Raw genomic sequence first — 16,064 nt, 5'->3', positions numbered from 1 at the left:
ATGCGCTACCTAGGTTACCTTTACCCGGGTTGCCGGGGCTGCCCGCCGGGGTGGGCGCGCTCAGCTGCCCGGTTAAGAATTCCCGCGAGTTTGTCAGCGCTGGCGCTCGTTCCGGCGCTGAGAGCCACCCTGCGTCCGTTAAGTTTTCTGACGACGACGGCGGGTCCGCTGCTGACCAGCATGGCGGTGGCGTCGTCGTGGTGCCGCCAACCCCATCCGCCAAAGTCGGCAGCTTTCACTTCCGCAGGGGCCGCAACTGCGATTTCGACGGCGGGCACGGCAAGTACTTTCACGATTCCACCGGCGAAGACCTGCAGCCCCGCCCTGTCGGCCCGCACGCGCGCAAACAGGAACCCGGCGCCGATCAGGGCAACTACAGCCACCAACGCGCCGAGCCACGGGAGGGCAACGGCAATCAAGGCCGCGGGGAAAAGGGTGGAAACAATGATCATGACGAAGACCGAACTCCTTGCGTGGACCCACATGCGCAAGGAATCACGGGCGAGATCCGGATCTTCGGCAAGGAGCAACTCCGTGTGAAGGGCTTCGTCGTCCTCATTGGTCCATCGCGGGTCCGGCTTGAACGCGAACATCATGACGACTCCCAGCGACACTGCAGCGCCGCTGCCCATGGCCAGCACGATCGGATCCACATGGGAAAACCGCGCGTCCCCCACTGTGGACTGTCCCACCAAGCCAGCGGCCAGCACCGAGGTGATGAAGAGGCTCACCATGAGGCCGATTCCCATCATGACCCGACGCATGATCACGGGCCTGGACAGCGGGACTGCCTGAAGGAAGGCAACCCAACCAAAGAAGGTAATCAGGGCAGCACCGCCCGCCACATAGGCGCCGAACGGGGCAAAGGCAGATCCGCCGTCGGCGTTCCACATAACGGCCACGGGGTCCGGAAGGTCACGCCGCAACATCTGGGCGCACACGACGAAACCGATGGCAAGGAGCAGAGGAAAGGCCAGCGCAAAGCGGAGTGCGCGGAGGTCGAGCGAGTCACGGAACGTTCCCATAATCCAACGCTACTCCGCACCGGCGACACTGTGGTGCCTCCTCCTTGCCAAAGACCGATGTAGTGAAAGAATGGCTTCACACCATCGGCGGGAGCCCTCTCCGGCCAGCCACCCCAATCTTCTGGAGGCACCACTTGCCAGGCCTTAACCTCACGCGCGAAGAAGCGGCAGAGCGCGCTGAACTACTCAATGTCGAGTCGTACAACGTCACCCTCGATCTGACCAAGGGTGCCGTGGTCTTTGGCTCCAGCACGGTGGTGCGGTTCTCCGCCACACCCGGCTCCTCGACGTTCATCGATGCCATCACCGACACTGTGCACAGCGTGACCCTCAACGGAACGGCCCTTGATCCTGCGGACGTTTCCGACGGTGTCAGGATCCAGCTTCCGAACCTTGCTGCCGAGAACGAACTGACCATCGTGGCCGACGCACCATATATGAACACCGGCGAGGGGTTGCACCGGTTTGTGGATCCGGTCGATGGCGAGGTCTACCTCTACACACAGTTCGAGGTTCCGGACTCGCGGCGCATGTTCGCCGTGTTCGAGCAGCCTGACCTGAAAGCATCCTTTACGTTCAAGGTGACGGCTCCCTCACACTGGGATGTCATCTCCAATTCCCCCACGCCGGCCCCGGTAGAAACCACGCCCGGCGGCGACGGCGGCGCCCGTTCCGTCTGGGAATTCGCCCCCACCCCGCGGCTGTCCTCCTACGTCACCGCGCTGATCGCCGGCCCCTACCAGGCCGTTCGTTCCGAGGTCACCAGCTCGGACGGCCGGGTGGTCCCGCTTGGCGTATTCGCGCGCAAGTCACTGATGCAGTACTTGGATGCGGACAATGTCTTCGAACTGACCCGGCAGGGCTTTGAGTTCTTCGAGGCCCAGTTCGGGTGCCCCTACCCGTTCGAAAAGTACGACCAGCTCTTCGTGCCCGAGTTCAACGCCGGTGCCATGGAGAACGCCGGCGCGGTGACCATCCTGGAAGGCTATGTGTTCCGTGGCAAGGTCACCGGCGCGCAGATCGAACGCCGCGCCATCACGGTCCTGCACGAGCTCGCACACATGTGGTTCGGGGACCTGGTGACCATGCGGTGGTGGAATGATCTCTGGCTGAACGAGTCCTTCGCCGAATACATGTCCCACCTGGCCGCCGTCGAAAACACTGAGTTTGATCGCGCCTGGACCACGTTCGCTTCCGTGGAGAAGTCGTGGGCCTACAAGCAGGACCAGCTGCCCACCACCCACCCGATCTTCGCCGAGATCAACAACCTTGAGGACGTCGAGGTGAACTTCGACGGCATCACCTACGCCAAGGGCGCCTCCGTTCTTCGCCAGCTGGTTGCTTGGGTGGGTCCGGAACAGTTCATGGCCGGTGTCCGCACATACTTCGCCAAGCACGCGTGGAAGAACACCGAGCTCGCAGACCTGATGGTCGAACTGGAGGCAGCATCCGGCCGTGACCTGGACGCATGGGGCAAACTCTGGCTGGAAACCGCCGGAGTGAACACCTTGGCCCCCGAGCTGGAGGTCGCTGATGATGGCACGCTCAAGAGCTTCGCCATCCTGCAGAGCGCCATCGACGAACAGCCCACCCTGCGTCCGCACCGCCTGGCCGTCGGCTTCTACACGCTCTCCGGCGAGGGCAAGCTCGAACGCACCCACCGTGAAGAACTCGACGTCGACGGCCCACGAACCGACGTACCGGACCTGGCAGGACTCGCCCGCCCGGACCTGATCCTGCTCAACGACGACGACCTCGCCTACGCTAAGGTCCGCCTCGACCTGCACTCCCTGGCCACTGCCACGGCACACTTGAAAGACTTCGCCGCCAGCCTGCCACGGACGCTCGTGTGGGGTTCGGCATGGGATGCAGCACGGGACGGCGAAACCCCGGCCCGTGGGTACGTTGAGCTCATCCTGGCCAACATCGCCCACGAGACTGATTCGTCGGTCATCCTGGTCCAGTTGCGCCAACTCGCCACCACCCTGACGTACTATGTCGCCGCCGAACACAAAGCTGACACCACCATCGCGGCAGCGGACAAACTTTGGGACCTTGCTTCTTCGGTCGAGGCAGGATCCGACGCGCAACTCCAGTTCGCCAAGTCCTACGCCCAGCTCTCGCGCAGCGAAGGCCAACTGGACCGCATCGAGTCCCTGCTGGACGGAAGCGCCACTCTTGAAGGGCTGACGATCGACCAGGACATGCGCTGGGAGCTGCTGACCGCGCTCGTGGCCGGTGGGCGCCACGGCCAGGAGCGCATCGACGAAGAACTCGTCCGCGACAACACCTCGAACGGCCAGAACGCGGCAGCCCAAGCCACAGCCGCGATCCCCACGGCCGAGGCAAAGGCCGCAGCCTGGGATTCGATCGTGGTCAAGGGAGATCTCTCCAACGCGCTCCAAGGTTCGGCGGTCGCAGGGTTCATGCGCGTGGCGGACACTTCCCTGCTGGAGCCGTACGCCGGGAAATACTTCGAAGCAGTCCCCGGCATCGTCAAGGAGCGCACCCACGCCCTCGCCCAGCAGATCGTTGTGGGGCTCTACCCGGCCCAGCTGACCACCCAGGCAACTGTCGACCGCACCGACGAATTCCTCGCCAGCCTGCCGGAAGAAAGCGCAGCCCTACGGCGCATGATGCTCGAAAACCGCGACGGCGTAGCCCGGGCCCTGCGAGCACGGGCAGCTGACGTCTAAAAGGAACGGTTGAGACGCCCATGCGGACAGTTCCTGGATGGCTAGACTGTCCGCATGGGCCTCAACGAACACCACTACGCACTGACTGTCCGCTGGACTGGAAACCTCGGAGAGGGCACGTCAAGCTACCGTGGATACTCTCGCGATCACGACGTCGAGATCGCCGGTTTGCCCACTTTGAAGGGCTCGTCCGATCCCACGTTCCACGGCGACCGGACCCGCTACAACCCGGAGCAGCTATTGCTCGCGGCGTTGTCACAGTGCCATATGCTGTCCTTCCTCCATGTTGCTGTGAAGCACGGCGTGGTGGTGACGGACTATCAGGACGACGCCGAAGGCCTCATGAAAATGAACCGGGACGGCAGTGGACAGTTCGAAAACGTCACTCTCAAACCGCACGTCACCATTGCCGATCCGGCACACACTTCATTGGTCCCGCAGTTGCACCACGAAGCCAACCAGGTGTGCTTTATCGCCCGCAGCGTCAACTTCCCAGTACTTCACGAGCCAGTCACGACGGCGGCAGCAGCCTAGCGCTGTTCAGCCCGCTGCGATGAGAGCTCAGCAACAAGCCGGCTTTCGGTGGCCCGGCTCAAGCCGGCCTTTCGATCCCGTTCCAGTCCACGGGTGACTTCATCCTCCAAAGTGTCCCTCAGCGTCTCCTGCCAAGGCCTTAGGGTCATCCCCTGTTCCCGCGCTGCCCGGTTGGTGCGGGCTTGGAAGCCTTCGTGTCCTGGCGGCAACCACAGCGGGACCGAGTCCGGTCCAGCCCAGTAGTCGACGCCCTGCTCCACAAGCCAGTCCTCCGCAGCCCAGATCGGCTCACCGCCGGCCGCGGCTTCAGCAGCCAGCCGGCGGGACTCGGAGATGTAGTCACCGAACGGGACGACGGCGCCCAGCGCGTTGTACGTGCCGGTCAAACCGGTCTCGGCTGCCCAAAGGATCCAGGCCGCAAGATCCCTGACATCGATGATCTGCGTGGCAGCGCCAGGGATATCCGGCACCAGCACTGGCCCGGAATTGGCGGCAAAGCGCGCGGGCCAGTAACCGTAGCGGTCCGTTCCGTCGCCTGGTCCGCCGATGAGCCCGGCCCGCACGATGTGGGCGCGGTCCCCCACCATGGCCAGCGTCATCTGTTCGATGGCCGACTTCGATTCTCCGTACGTCCCGGGCGTGCCCGCTTGGCCAGCCGGCAACGGCTCAAGCCGTTCCGCACTTTCGTCCTCGCCCGGCACTGAATGATCGGCATACACCGAACAACTGGAAACGAACGTCCAGTGTTTCGCCCTGCTGCCAAGCGACTCCAGTGCTGCCTTCGCCTGCACAGGATCACGCGAGACATCCACCACGGCATCCCAGTCCCCTGCAGCGTCCGCAAAGGCCGCCGCACCCAAGGAACGGTCCGCGCGGATCCACGTGACGCCGTCGGGCGCTTCTGCGGACGTTCCACGGGCAAGGCACGTGACGTCGTGCCCCAAAGCAACCGCGTGTCGTGCTGTTTCTGCTGATAGGAAGGCCGTACCGCCGAGGATCAGGATGCGCATGGGGACACGCTACGGCGCTAGGGTTGGAGGTGGACAGAGTGTTCCGCGCCCGGCGAACACGGGCCGACGACAAGGAGAAATCCAACCTTGACCTCCATCCCCCTGGCAGAAACCATCACCATCGAACCGGAAAACATCGATCTCGTGTCGATCCTCATCACCGTGGGCATTGGTTTGCTCGTGTGGATCGTGGCACGCTTCATCATCCTGCGCATCACCAGGCGTGTATCCGCGGGCAGCACCTTCTTCAAGAAGCCGCACTTCAAATGGGTGCAACCCGCCATCCGAGCGCTCGACCACGAACGTCGTTCGCAGCGCGCCGAGACCATCGGTTCGCTGCTGACCAGCCTCGTGAGCGTCGTGGTGGTGGTAATCGTCATCATCTACGTTCTCAAGTACATGAACGTGGACGTCGCCCCGCTGCTGACCAGCGTCGGAATCCTGGGTGTCGCCATCGGTTTCGGGGCACAGCAACTCATTCGCGACTTCCTGGCCGGAATCTTCATCACCATCGAAGACCAATACGGGATTGGCGACGTGATCGTCACCAGCGAAGTGATTGGTACGGTTGAATCCGTGGGGCTTCGCATTACGCGTGTCCGCGCTGAGGACGGCGCCATCTGGTACCTGCGCAATGGCGAAATCCTGCGTGTGGGCAACCGCTCGCAGGGCGACTATGTGCCGCTCGAGACACCCGCTTCGGACGACGACGGACGCGGCACCGCTCCGGCGGCAGTCGCAGCCACGGCGCCGGGCGCCGTGCGCCCCACCAAGGATCACGAGGAGAAAGCAAGTGAGTGACATGACCGGTGAGCAGGGTGTGCCCGCACAGCTACCAGTGGCAGAGGCCGGGCCACGTCGCCAGCTGATGCAGAACGACCCCTTTAGCCAGCCCGCCTACACGGACAGTTTCTACGCAGCCATTGGCGGGCATGAGACGTTCGTGAAGCTCATCGACGTCTTTTACGACGGCGTCGCCGGGGACCCACTGTTGCGGCCCATGTATCCCGAAGAGGACCTTGGGCCCGCCAAGCGGCGCTTCCTCATGTTCCTGGAGCAGTACTGGGGCGGTCCCACCACCTACAGCGACGAACGTGGCCACCCCCGCTTGCGCATGCGGCACATGCCGTTCCGGGTCACGCCGGAGGCCAAGGACCGCTGGTTGTTCCACATGCGGGCAGCCGTCGACTCATTGGAACTTTCGCCCCTGCACGAGGGCACGCTCTGGGACTACATGGAGCGCGCGGCTTTGACCATGGTCAACAGCCCGTCGGCGGTCTAAGCAGGTCGTGAAGGCGAGGTCTTGGAAACGCGGATCTTGGGAAGGCTGGTTTTAGAAACCGAGGCCCAGGCCGGCGCCCGTGCGGACCAGCACGTGACCGCGCGGACCGCTCAGGCGGAACCAACGGCCGTTGCGGAACACCTGCTGCTCACCATCACCCAGGAACCCGAGGGCGAAAGCGGCGAAAGCCGCGCCTGCCGGGACATTGTTCAGGTCCGGCAGGTCCCGGCCCCACACGGCAGCGCGTGCGGTGTTCACCACCGCCGCGCCGGCCAGTGCCGGCACTACGCCTGCCACTTCTGCAATTCCCGCCTCCGCGGCCGACTTGAGATCGGCGTCGGTCACGGTACCTACTGCCTCCCAGCCGCTCCGCGGCGCACCCACGCCGGCCCACGACTCAGAAACGGTCGACGGCGGGATGGGGAGTTCGACGTCCGTGGCGCCTGAGCGGGCCAGACGGTCCATGACCGAGGCCAGCGTAACTGTGACGTCCGCCTGTGCGGGCTCAGCCAGGGCCATGGTCCGTAGACCAAGAATCGTGGGGGTTGACTCCCCCAGGATCCGGGGCCGCAGTACGCAGACATAAGCGGCCAATACCTGACCGGCAGCCTGCAATCGGATGGCTCCGTCATCAATGCTCTTGGCGCGGGTAACGAAGGTCCGCAGGTCCACAAGGTCACGGGGATCGGCGAAACGGAAGGACTGGGTCAGGACATCTGTCACACCATCGACTCTACCGGCATGTCCGCTGTTGAGAGGGGTCAGGGTGCCGTCTAGAGTCGAACCATGACTGACACGAATGCTGACCTCGAGGTGGAGGCGCCCGCCGAGGATCCCATGGAAGTGCTGATCGACTTACTGGATCTGGGCGACTTCGACGGCGCCCGGACCAACGAGGACATCTTCCTGGGGCCATCCCAGAAACAGCCCCGGCACCGCGTCTTCGGAGGCCAGGTGCTGGCACAATCCATGATGGCTGGAATGCGCACCGTCGAGGCTGATCGCGTTGCCCATTCCATGCACGGGTATTTCCTGCGGCCCGGCGACGCCAATAAGCCCATTACCTTCGGCGTGGAACGTCTGCGTGATGGCCGGTCCTTCTCGGCCCGTCGAGTACATGCCTACCAGGACGGCGTACCTATCCTGTCGATGATTGCCTCGTTCCAAGTTGAAGACGAAGGCCTGGACCATCAGGCAGCCATGCCGGAAGGTATCCCGGACCCGGAATCATTGCCGAGCACCGCTGAACTGTTGTCGCAATACGATCACCCCCTGGCACGGCACATGTCCTCGGAGAGGCCGTTCGACGTCCGCCACGTCGATCCCGCACTCTACGTCTCCCCTCCCACCGAGCACGTGGCCACCAATGCCGTTTGGATGAAGACCATGGGGCCGTTACCCGATGACCCCAATCTGCACAGGGCTGCCTTGGCGTACGCCAGTGACTACACGCTCCTCGAGTCCATCCTCCGCAAGCATGGCCTCGCATGGATGACGCCCGGCATGAGCGTCGCCAGCTTGGACCACGCCATGTGGTGGCACCGTCCGGCCCGGGTGGATGAGTGGATGCTGTACGTTCAGGAGTCCCCCAGCGCGCAAGGAGCACGCGGCCTCGCGACCGGTCGGATTTTCAACCGCGAAGGCCTGCACGTCGCCACCGTAGCCCAGGAAGGCATGGTCAGGGTTCCGTAGTCCGTTCTTTCCCTAAAATGCAGCGATGGCCGGTCCCATAGGGACCGGCCATCGCTGCATTTTCGCCCGTCGGCTACCCGGAATCAGTCGCGGGTAAGGCGGCGGTGCGTGACGCGGTGCGGCTTCGCGGCATCGGGGCCGAGGCGCTCCACCTTGTTCAGTTCATACGAATCGAAGTTGCCCTCGAACCAGTACCACTTGGACGGGTTCTCGTCGTCACCTTCGTAGGCCAGGATGTGGGTGGCCACTCGGTCCAGGAACCAGCGATCGTGCGAGACCACAACTGCGCAACCCGGGAATTCGAGGAGTGCGTTTTCGAGGCTGCTCAGCGTTTCGACGTCGAGGTCGTTGGTCGGTTCGTCGAGGAGCAGAAGGTTTCCACCCTGCTTGAGGGTCAACGCGAGGTTCAGGCGGTTGCGCTCACCACCGGAGAGGACACCTGCCTTCTTCTGCTGGTCCGGACCCTTGAACCCGAAAGCCGATACGTAGGCACGCGACGGCATTTCGACCTGACCAACCTGGATGTGGTCCAGGCCGTCGGAAACGACCTCCCACAGCGTCTTGTTGGGGTCGATTCCGCCACGGGACTGATCCACGTAGGAAATCTTGACCGAATCGCCGATCTTCAGTTCACCGGCATCCAGCGGCTCCATGCCAACGATCGTCTTGAAAAGCGTGGACTTACCAACACCGTTGGGGCCGATGACGCCAACGATGCCGTTACGGGGCAAGGAGAAGGACAGGTCTTCGATCAGAACGCGATCGTCGAAGCCCTTCTTCAGGTCCTTGGCCTCAATGACCAAGCTACCGAGGCGCGGTCCCGGCGGGATCTGGATCTCTTCGAAATCGAGCTTGCGAGTGCGCTCAGCCTCAGCTGCCATTTCCTCGTAGCGGGCCAGACGGGCCTTGGACTTGGTCTGGCGGCCCTTGGCGTTGGAGCGGACCCACTCAAGTTCCTCGGTGAGCCGCTTGGACAGCTTTGCGTCCTTCTTGCCTTGGACTTCGAGGCGCGCCTTCTTCTTCTCCAAGTACGTGGAGTAGTTGCCCTCGTAGGGGTACAGGTGGCCACGGTCGACTTCAGCGATCCACTCTGCAACGTGGTCCAGGAAGTAACGGTCGTGGGTCACGGCGAGGACAGCACCGGGGTACTGGGAGAGGTGCTGCTCAAGCCAGAGCACGCTTTCGGCGTCCAAGTGGTTGGTGGGCTCGTCGAGCAGCAGCAGGTCCGGCTTCTGCAGGAGGAGCTTGCAGAGCGCTACGCGTCGGCGCTCACCACCGGAGAGTACGGTGACGTCGGAATCGGCAGGCGGGCACCGCAGGGCATCCATAGCCTGCTCGAGCTGGGAGTCGATATCCCAGGCGTCCGCTGCGTCGATGGCTTCCTGGAGCTTACCCATCTCATCCAGGAGAGTGTCGTAATCAGCGTCAGGGTTGGCCATCTCTTCAGAGATCTCGTTGAAACGCTGGATCTTGCCGTAGATCTCGCCAACGCCTTCCTGGACGTTGCCCAGAACAGTCTTTTCCTCGTTCAGCGGCGGTTCCTGCAGGAGGATGCCCACGGTGTAGCCGGGGCTGAGGCGGGCCTCGCCGTTGGAGGGGGTGTCCAGTCCGGCCATGATCTTCAGGATGGTGGACTTACCAGCACCGTTCGGGCCCACGACGCCAATCTTGGCGCCGGGGAAGAACGACATGCTGACATCGTCCAGAATAAGTTTGTCGCCAACGGCTTTGCGAGCCTTGGTCATCGTGTAAATGAATTCCGCCATGCCCTTAAATCTAGTGGCAAGGCGCGCAGAACTCACATTCGGTCCACGATACCCCTCTAACGGGCGTCTCCGACGAAGCATTTGCCCGTGGCGAGGACCGGAAGCACAGAGACAACCACGCCACCATCACGGATTTGTCCGACCACGCATGTCTCGCCGGTCAATGCTGCGGCCTCCATTGCATCGACGTCCAGACCCGTGGGGGTCCTGCTGACCGACACTTCCAGGTTCGCCGCAGGAACACCGGCCGTCACAAGTGCCGCGCGCAACGCCTCACGCTCCGGCTTGGGGTTCGCGGCGATGAACTGTTTCAGGGTGGCTTCCATGGTGGCCGTTGTGGCTGCCACTGCAGGGTCAACGTCCGATGGCGCTGTGGCTGTAGTTGTACTTGTCGTTGTGCCCGGAGCCGGCGTGGCAGCGGGCTTCGCGGCAGGTTCACTGCAGGCCGTCAAGGCCAAAGCCGCCACGATCACCGCGATCCCGGAAACGCCGGCCTTCAATCGGAAAGCGCTGTGCGGCCTGCTGTGTCCTGGTGTGGTTCCCCTGCTCATCACGTAGCCATTGTGCCATTCACTTGAGCCTTGGACGGGCGTAGCGTTTCGGAAAGGACAGTTTTGAAGCACGTGCTGGGAGAAGGAGGCGAGCAAAATGAAGGCACAAGGACGCGATGCGAAGGAGTCAACCACTGTCGCCGCGTCGCGCGAAAAAGTGTGGAAGGCCCTGACTCCCTGACTGATCCTGCACTCGTGAAGCAGTACTTCCTCGGAACCAATGTGTCGTCATCATGGAAAGAGGGTGAACCGATCACGTTTTCCGGGGAGTGGAACGGCAAGTCTTACAAGGACAAGGGCATCATTCTGGACATCACTCCGCTGGAACTGCTGCGCATCAGCCACTACAGCCCGCTGACAGGGCTGCCTGATGTTCCAGAGAACTACCACACCGTGGAGTACCGCCTGCAAGAGGCTGGAGCAGGAACCACGGTCACCATCACGCAAGGAAACAACAAAAGTGACGCCGAAGCAGATGAATCGTCAGCTACATGGCGGCTGATTCTTCAAAACCTCAAGGAGTTCCTCGAGGGGAAAGACTAAAAGAAAATCCCCTGGAACTTCGCTGAGTTCCAGGGGATTTTTGTGCCCCAGGAGGGAATCGAACCCCCGACCGGCGGATTAGAAGGCCGCTGCTCTATCCCCTGAGCTACTGGGGCGCACTGGCGCCAACTCCAGCCTAAGCCGGTTGCGCCACAAAGAGTTTACAGTGCGTTGAGCATGCATCACGTCAAACAGGACTCCTCCTCCACAAGCTGTCCATCACGGTGGTTATGCACATACACGCGTTGGCCTCTCGCGGGAGTGTTTTTCATGAATGAAGCTGAAGGAGCCGGACAGGCACTTCACCACATTCAAAGGACAATCCATGAACGACACCATCACCGTCCGCGGCTTCGTCGCCTCGGAGGTCAAGAGCTCCACCACGACGCACGGAACATCCACTGCCTCGTTCCGGCTGGGCACCACTGAGCGGCGATACGACCGCACCACCAGTACGTGGATTGACGGCAATACCAACTGGTACACGGTTCAAAGTTTCCGGTATCTGGCAGGTCACGTCGGTTGCAGCGTGAAAAAGGGACAGCGTGTCATCGTGGTCGGCCGGCTCCGCTTGCGCGAATGGGAGCACGAAGGTCGGACCTACCACGTCGCGGAGATCGATGCCGACTCGGTGGGCCATGACCTCATGTGGGGCTCGGCCAATTTCACGCGGATGAACGGAACGTCGGCTCCTGCAGGAACCACGGCCAGCGGAGAGTCGTCCTCTGCCAATGACTGGGCGGAAGGTGACGACGGGCAGGCGCCGCCGGAGGAGGAAGAAGGCACCACGGCGGAGATCGAAGAAGCCGACGGCGTCAACCTCACGGTCAACACTGTCACCGGCGAGTTGGTCGACGCCCTCGCGTGAACTCAGGATCCCGAAATCACTACCCGGGCCAGGCGCCGTGCCTATTCTGGGTCCATGGCCAAAGCTGACGCCGACGACGCCCTGACCACTCATGCCGCAACATGGACCGCTGTTGAATCACTTTTTGGGGACAGAGGCGAGCCTTCCCGGTGCTGGTGCCGCTGGTTCGCCCTGTCCGCCAAGGAGTGGAAGTCGACGTCGCAGGACGAACGCAAGAAACTCTTCAAGGCAACGTTCGACGACGAGCCGGCACCTGGAGTTCTCGCATTCCGGGAGGGAGTACCCGTCGGGTGGTGTGCGGTGGAACCGAAGGCAAACTACCCGCGTTTGGAACGGTCCCGGCTCGCTGGCTCCGCAGGCATGTCCTCACCGGACGACGAACAGCTGTGGTCAGTGACCTGTTTCGTTGTTGCTCCAGCACATCGTCGCACCGGAGTGGCAGCAGCGCTCCTTGACGCTGCCGTGGATCATGCATTGGGCAACGGCGCAGACATGATCGAGGCCTACCCTGTGGACACCGAACTCAGGCCAAAGGCTGGGGCATCGGAGCTCTTCCACGGCACTGTTTCGCTCTTCACCAATGCAGGGTTCTCGGTTGTCTCCAGGGCTATCCCGGGCCGGGCCCTGGTCAGGTACAACCGAGAGGGTCACGCCGCTACGGCAGCGTCAGGATGACGGGCCCCTCAGCTGTCACAGCCACTGTGTGTTCGCTGTGGGCGGCCCGCCTCCCATTCGCGGAACGCAGGGTCCATTCATCCTCGTCGTGGTAGTAGTCGTCCTTGCCGCCGAGGATCAGCATGGGCTCGATCGCAATAACCAAACCTTCTTCAAGCTTGATACCTCGACCCGGACGGCCCATGTTGGGAACCGGCGGCTCGGCGTGCATCGTCCTGCCGATGCCGTGTCCGCCGTGGTCGGCGAGCAGGCCGTATCCCGCGCGCTTGGCCTCGCCGCCAATTGCGTAGGCAAGATCGCCCATCTTGTTTCCGATGCGGGCCGCCTCAATGCCTCGAGCCAGTGCGGCCTCTGTTGCATCGATCAATTGCTGGTCCGCAGGGTTGGCGGTTCCTACGATGAAGCTGATGGCCGAGTCCCCGCACCACCCCTCCACAAACGCTCCGCAGTCAACGCTAAGGAGGTCACCGTCCTGCAAGACGTAGCCATTGGGAATCCCGTGCACCACGGCATCATTCACGCTGGCACAAATGACGCCGGGAAAAGGTACGGAAGCCCACCGGGGATGGTAATCAAGGAAGGCAGGCTTGGCCCCGGCATCCGCGATCACGGTGGCAGCTACGTCGTCGAGCTCTTTCAGTGATACACCAACCGCCGCATGCTTCTTGACCGCAGCCAGGGCATTGGCCACCACCCGCCCTGCCTCACGCATCGTCGCAATCTGATCGGGTGACTTCAGCATGGACATGGGTTCCTCCGCTACTTGACGCACGGCGAGTGCTGGATGGTGAGTGCACGGCGTCGGGCTCCGGAGCCGCAAACAAGGGCACGAACATCTTCACTCTACGTCCAGCTCACACCACCTGCGAGACCCTCCCCAGGGCAGGGACGCGATGCAATAGGCCAGGACGCGAGCTTTCCAGTCATTGGCCGGCCGGGCTCTACAGTGGAGGCATGGATAACACGGCGCTCATTCAGGAAATCCGTGCCAAGCTTCGTGCTGCTGGCGATCCCGAACGCGCAGGCGGCGCACAGGCTTACATGAAATCTGACATGCCGTCCTGGGGTGTCCGGGTTCCCGAGGTGCGCCGTATCGTCAAAGCTGCCGTAAAACAGTTTCCCATCACATCGCCCGCCGTCTTGCGCGAAACTGTGCTTCGAATGTGGCGCGAAGCTGAAGCCCGTGAGGAGCGCTACGCCGCGATTGACCTGACAGGCTTGCGTTTGGTCCGGCATGACCTGGACATGCTTCCCGTTTACGAGGAAATCATCCGTACTGGCGCCTGGTGGGACCTGGTGGACGGTGTGTCCGGCCGGATCTGTGCGCTCTTGCTCGCACACAGGGCGACGCTGACCCCGCTGCTGCTCGAGTGGTCCACCGACGACGATATGTGGATTCGACGGGCGTCAATTACGTCCCAGTTGGCCGCCAAGTCCGTGACCGATGCGGGTCTGCTGGCGGCCGTCATTAAACCCAATCTGGCCGACAAGGAATTTTTCATCCGCAAAGCCATCGGTTGGGCGCTGCGGGAATACAGCAAGACAGACCCGGCATGGGTCAGGGCGTTCGCCGCGGAGAATGGGCCGGCGCTCAGCCCATTGTCTGCAAGGGAAGCCGTTCGGAACCTACCACCGCGCTGACGCTCCGCGGTGGCTGACGCCGCCCGGCGCCTGGCCCCGCAGTGTCGCCGACGCTGCACGTCCAATGTCCGGGCACGTGACGTCCTGTGGGCCTCAGATAATGGGGCGATGTCCTGGTTCGTCACGCTTGCGGAACAGGCTCTTGGTTTTGGGATCCACAAAGATCAAATAGACCGCGAAGAGCAGGGCAATGATCGCTGCGGCGTTCCGGGCCAAGGTCAGGGCAAGTCCGAGATCTTCACTCTGCAGGTACGGGAACACGTCCAGCTGATCGGAGATTGCGTAGACCATGAAGAACGAGACCACGAAGTAGACTGCCTTGACTTGCCAATCATTGCGGATGCCAGTGACAGCGAACAGTGGTATCAGCCAGACGACGTACCAGGACTGGATCATCGGAGCCAACAACACGATGGCCGCGAACGCCAAGGTGAGCCTGCGCATCAGCCGGTCATGCTCACCCCGGAAAACCTGCCAGCCCACCGCTGCCACCATGAGCAGCTTGCCGGCGTCGTAGACCCACTTCGCCATGCCCCAACCATCAAGTCCGAAGACGTTGAAGATCGAGGCCACCACCAGGCCGATCAAGCCGATGGGCGCGTACCAGATCCAAACACTGCCCGGTGCGGACAGGCCCTTTACCCAGCCAAAACCAAAACCGTTCACGAGGCTCAACGCATAAAGAAGCCCGAAAGTCAGGGCAGCAGTCAAGAACCAGTAGAGGATCTTGCGTGGCCACGATGCACCCTTGCCGGCCCACAGGAGGCCGATAAAGGGAAGGAAGACAATCGTGATGGGCTTGACGGAAATGGACAAAGCGACCAAGACAATGCCGAGGATGACCCGACGGGTTGCACAGTAATAGAGTCCGGCAAGAGCCAGACCGATCATGAGGGCGTCGTTGTGGACGCTGGCAATGAAGTTGGTCAGGAAGAGCGGATTCGCTGCAGTCAGCCACAGGGCGCGGTGGGGATTCACTCCGTGGAGTTCGGCGAGTTTGGGCACATAGATAATGCAGAGAATTACTCCCACCACAGCGACCAGCCGGAACAGCATGATGCTTGCCTCTGGCTGGACGTTGGTCACCCAGACCACAAACTGCTCAATCCAGAGGAAGAGCTGACCATAGGGTACTGGTGCCTCGGTCCACATCTTGTCCGCGCCCAGCTGGAAGTAGTTGGGCAAAGCTGAGATCCCGTTTTCGTAGGGGTTTATTCCCTCGACCATGAGACGTCCTTGGCCGATGTAGGCATAGACGTCCCTGCTGAAAAGCGGGACCGTGAACATCATGGGCAAGCCCCAGGCAACCACAGCCTGAAGTGTCGCCTTGCGGGCTTCCAGACCCCAGACCCGGACCCGCTGGCCCAACCTCAACCACGCGCGTACGAGCAGCATGCCGCCAATGGCCAACAGGACGATGGACAATCCGACGCCGACGCCTTCGGTTCGCATCCAGATGAACAGTGGGAGGCGACGCAACTCCGAGATGGGCGCGAGCCAACCAACACCCAGCGAACCGGCCACGAGGAACACCGAACCAATAAAACCGGCAATCAGTGGCGAGCGGGCGTTATCCACTTCACTGAGGGCCGCCTCGGCGGGCGGCGCGTCAGTCCCTGCCTTGTGGGCGGTGGGTAGAGGCACCGTCATGTGGTCTTCGTCCAATCGTTTGCCCGGGTGTGGTTCGGGACGGAAAAGTCTGCATCTCTGAGGGCTTTCGCGGCAGGAAGAAACGACACTGCCACGCTCAAAAATCGTACCATCGGAGCACTTGGAACCGG

17 protein-coding genes and 1 tRNA gene are annotated in these 16,064 nt (G+C 62.3%); 10 read left to right on the top strand and 8 right to left on the bottom strand.

The features are described 5' to 3' along the window. Positions 1-20: 20 nt before the first annotated feature. Positions 21-1,025 (bottom strand): hypothetical protein, encoded by a 1,005-nt coding sequence (locus tag ACIQC5_RS14150; RefSeq protein ID WP_400283337.1) that lies wholly within the window; start codon positions 1,023-1,025, stop codon positions 21-23. A gap of 134 nt (positions 1,026-1,159) precedes the next feature. Here ACIQC5_RS14150 and pepN point away from each other — a divergent pair, with 134 nt between their 5' ends. Together pepN and ACIQC5_RS14140 are read left to right on the top strand one after the other, a co-directional pair. Next, a complete protein-coding gene (gene pepN, locus ACIQC5_RS14145) occupies positions 1,160-3,721 on the top strand; it encodes an aminopeptidase N (protein WP_400283334.1) in 2,562 nt (853 codons plus the stop codon). A gap of 54 nt (positions 3,722-3,775) precedes the next feature. Further along, the gene (locus ACIQC5_RS14140) at positions 3,776-4,255 is read left to right on the top strand and encodes an OsmC family protein (protein WP_400283331.1); all 480 of its coding nucleotides are present in this window, start codon (positions 3,776-3,778) and stop codon (positions 4,253-4,255) included. On the opposite strand, the gene ACIQC5_RS14135 is transcribed toward ACIQC5_RS14140, so the two are convergent. Next, on the bottom strand, positions 4,252-5,265 hold the full coding sequence (locus ACIQC5_RS14135; RefSeq protein ID WP_400283328.1) for an NAD-dependent epimerase/dehydratase family protein: 1,014 nt from the start codon (positions 5,263-5,265) through the stop codon (positions 4,252-4,254). The two genes, ACIQC5_RS14140 and ACIQC5_RS14135, sit on opposite strands and share 4 nt — an antisense overlap. Before the next feature lie 87 nt (positions 5,266-5,352). Between ACIQC5_RS14135 and ACIQC5_RS14130 the strand changes: the two genes are divergently transcribed. Together ACIQC5_RS14130 and ACIQC5_RS14125 are read left to right on the top strand one after the other, a co-directional pair. After that, positions 5,353-6,066 (top strand): mechanosensitive ion channel family protein, encoded by a 714-nt coding sequence (locus ACIQC5_RS14130; RefSeq protein ID WP_400283325.1) that lies wholly within the window; start codon positions 5,353-5,355, stop codon positions 6,064-6,066. 1 nt (position 6,067) lies between these two features. Then, on the top strand, positions 6,068-6,547 hold the full coding sequence (locus ACIQC5_RS14125) for a globin (protein ID WP_400283872.1): 480 nt from the start codon (positions 6,068-6,070) through the stop codon (positions 6,545-6,547). 51 nt (positions 6,548-6,598) lie between these two features. On the opposite strand, the gene ACIQC5_RS14120 is transcribed toward ACIQC5_RS14125, so the two are convergent. Continuing rightward, positions 6,599-7,270, bottom strand: coding sequence for a hypothetical protein (locus ACIQC5_RS14120; RefSeq protein WP_400283322.1), 672 nt, complete (start codon positions 7,268-7,270; stop codon positions 6,599-6,601). Between the two features lie 63 nt (positions 7,271-7,333). Here ACIQC5_RS14120 and ACIQC5_RS14115 point away from each other — a divergent pair, with 63 nt between their 5' ends. Beyond that, a complete protein-coding gene (locus ACIQC5_RS14115; protein ID WP_400283319.1) occupies positions 7,334-8,239 on the top strand; it encodes an acyl-CoA thioesterase in 906 nt (301 codons plus the stop codon). Positions 8,240-8,322: 83 nt separating this feature from the next. Here the strand turns inward: ACIQC5_RS14115 and ettA are convergent, their stop codons facing one another. Both ettA and ACIQC5_RS14105 read right to left on the bottom strand, forming a co-directional pair. Then, positions 8,323-10,005, bottom strand: coding sequence for an energy-dependent translational throttle protein EttA (ettA, locus tag ACIQC5_RS14110; protein ID WP_400283317.1), 1,683 nt, complete (start codon positions 10,003-10,005; stop codon positions 8,323-8,325). A gap of 56 nt (positions 10,006-10,061) precedes the next feature. Further along, positions 10,062-10,331, bottom strand: a complete 270-nt coding sequence (locus tag ACIQC5_RS14105; protein WP_400283314.1) for a DUF6993 domain-containing protein — start codon at positions 10,329-10,331, stop codon at positions 10,062-10,064. On the opposite strand from ACIQC5_RS14105, the gene ACIQC5_RS14100 reads away from it, so the two are divergent. Then, positions 10,330-10,563, top strand: a complete 234-nt coding sequence (locus ACIQC5_RS14100) for a hypothetical protein (RefSeq protein WP_400283311.1) — start codon at positions 10,330-10,332, stop codon at positions 10,561-10,563. The genes ACIQC5_RS14105 and ACIQC5_RS14100 overlap by 2 nt on opposite strands. 188 nt (positions 10,564-10,751) lie before the next feature. Next, positions 10,752-11,099 carry an SRPBCC domain-containing protein gene (locus ACIQC5_RS14095; RefSeq protein WP_400283308.1) on the top strand — a complete coding sequence of 116 codons (348 nt, stop codon included), beginning with the start codon at positions 10,752-10,754 and terminating at the stop codon, positions 11,097-11,099. Positions 11,100-11,142: 43 nt separating this feature from the next. Here the strand turns inward: ACIQC5_RS14095 and ACIQC5_RS14090 are convergent. Next, positions 11,143-11,215, bottom strand: a tRNA-Arg gene (locus ACIQC5_RS14090). A gap of 209 nt (positions 11,216-11,424) precedes the next feature. On the opposite strand from ACIQC5_RS14090, the gene ACIQC5_RS14085 reads away from it, so the two are divergent. Beyond that, positions 11,425-11,967 carry a single-stranded DNA-binding protein gene (locus ACIQC5_RS14085; RefSeq protein ID WP_400283305.1) on the top strand — a complete coding sequence of 181 codons (543 nt, stop codon included), beginning with the start codon at positions 11,425-11,427 and terminating at the stop codon, positions 11,965-11,967. A gap of 54 nt (positions 11,968-12,021) precedes the next feature. Beyond that, positions 12,022-12,642 (top strand): GNAT family N-acetyltransferase, encoded by a 621-nt coding sequence (locus ACIQC5_RS14080; RefSeq protein WP_400283302.1) that lies wholly within the window; start codon positions 12,022-12,024, stop codon positions 12,640-12,642. Here ACIQC5_RS14080 and map read toward each other — a convergent pair. Further along, positions 12,623-13,390 carry a type I methionyl aminopeptidase gene (map, locus tag ACIQC5_RS14075; RefSeq protein ID WP_400283299.1) on the bottom strand — a complete coding sequence of 256 codons (768 nt, stop codon included), beginning with the start codon at positions 13,388-13,390 and terminating at the stop codon, positions 12,623-12,625. The genes ACIQC5_RS14080 and map overlap by 20 nt on opposite strands. A 206-nt stretch (positions 13,391-13,596) precedes the next feature. Between map and ACIQC5_RS14070 the strand changes: the two genes are divergently transcribed. Further along, entirely contained in the window at positions 13,597-14,283 is a 687-nt protein-coding gene (locus ACIQC5_RS14070) for a DNA alkylation repair protein (RefSeq protein ID WP_400283296.1), read from the top strand. A gap of 93 nt (positions 14,284-14,376) precedes the next feature. On the opposite strand, the gene mptB is transcribed toward ACIQC5_RS14070, so the two are convergent. Next, entirely contained in the window at positions 14,377-15,933 is a 1,557-nt protein-coding gene (mptB, locus tag ACIQC5_RS14065) for a polyprenol phosphomannose-dependent alpha 1,6 mannosyltransferase MptB (protein WP_400283293.1), read from the bottom strand. Between the last annotated feature and the right edge of the window lie 131 nt (positions 15,934-16,064).

This window comes from Paenarthrobacter sp. NPDC092416 (genome assembly GCF_044755025.1).
Classification (GTDB): domain Bacteria; phylum Actinomycetota; class Actinomycetes; order Actinomycetales; family Micrococcaceae; genus Arthrobacter.
The sequence above is the reverse complement of the archived record's forward strand: the minus strand, read 5'-3'. Positions and strand labels throughout refer to the sequence as shown.

Excerpts from the sequence above, each read along its gene's own strand:
- ACIQC5_RS14140 (WP_400283331.1), top strand. The coding sequence starts at position 3,776 with ATGGGCCTCAACGAACACCACTACGCACTGACTGTCCGCTGGACTGGA.
- ACIQC5_RS14100 (WP_400283311.1), top strand. The coding sequence starts at position 10,330 with ATGGTGGCCGTTGTGGCTGCCACTGCAGGGTCAACGTCCGATGGCGCT.
- ettA (WP_400283317.1), bottom strand. The coding sequence starts at position 10,005 with ATGGCGGAATTCATTTACACGATGACCAAGGCTCGCAAAGCCGTTGGC.
- map (WP_400283299.1), bottom strand. The coding sequence starts at position 13,390 with ATGTCCATGCTGAAGTCACCCGATCAGATTGCGACGATGCGTGAGGCA.
- ACIQC5_RS14080 (WP_400283302.1), top strand. The coding sequence starts at position 12,022 with ATGGCCAAAGCTGACGCCGACGACGCCCTGACCACTCATGCCGCAACA.
- mptB (WP_400283293.1), bottom strand. The coding sequence starts at position 15,933 with ATGACGGTGCCTCTACCCACCGCCCACAAGGCAGGGACTGACGCGCCG.
- ACIQC5_RS14085 (WP_400283305.1), top strand. The coding sequence starts at position 11,425 with ATGAACGACACCATCACCGTCCGCGGCTTCGTCGCCTCGGAGGTCAAG.
- ACIQC5_RS14125 (WP_400283872.1), top strand. The coding sequence starts at position 6,068 with ATGACCGGTGAGCAGGGTGTGCCCGCACAGCTACCAGTGGCAGAGGCC.
- ACIQC5_RS14115 (WP_400283319.1), top strand. The coding sequence starts at position 7,334 with ATGACTGACACGAATGCTGACCTCGAGGTGGAGGCGCCCGCCGAGGAT.
- ACIQC5_RS14150 (WP_400283337.1), bottom strand. The coding sequence starts at position 1,025 with ATGGGAACGTTCCGTGACTCGCTCGACCTCCGCGCACTCCGCTTTGCG.
- ACIQC5_RS14135 (WP_400283328.1), bottom strand. The coding sequence starts at position 5,265 with ATGCGCATCCTGATCCTCGGCGGTACGGCCTTCCTATCAGCAGAAACA.
- ACIQC5_RS14070 (WP_400283296.1), top strand. The coding sequence starts at position 13,597 with ATGGATAACACGGCGCTCATTCAGGAAATCCGTGCCAAGCTTCGTGCT.
- ACIQC5_RS14105 (WP_400283314.1), bottom strand. The coding sequence starts at position 10,331 with ATGGAAGCCACCCTGAAACAGTTCATCGCCGCGAACCCCAAGCCGGAG.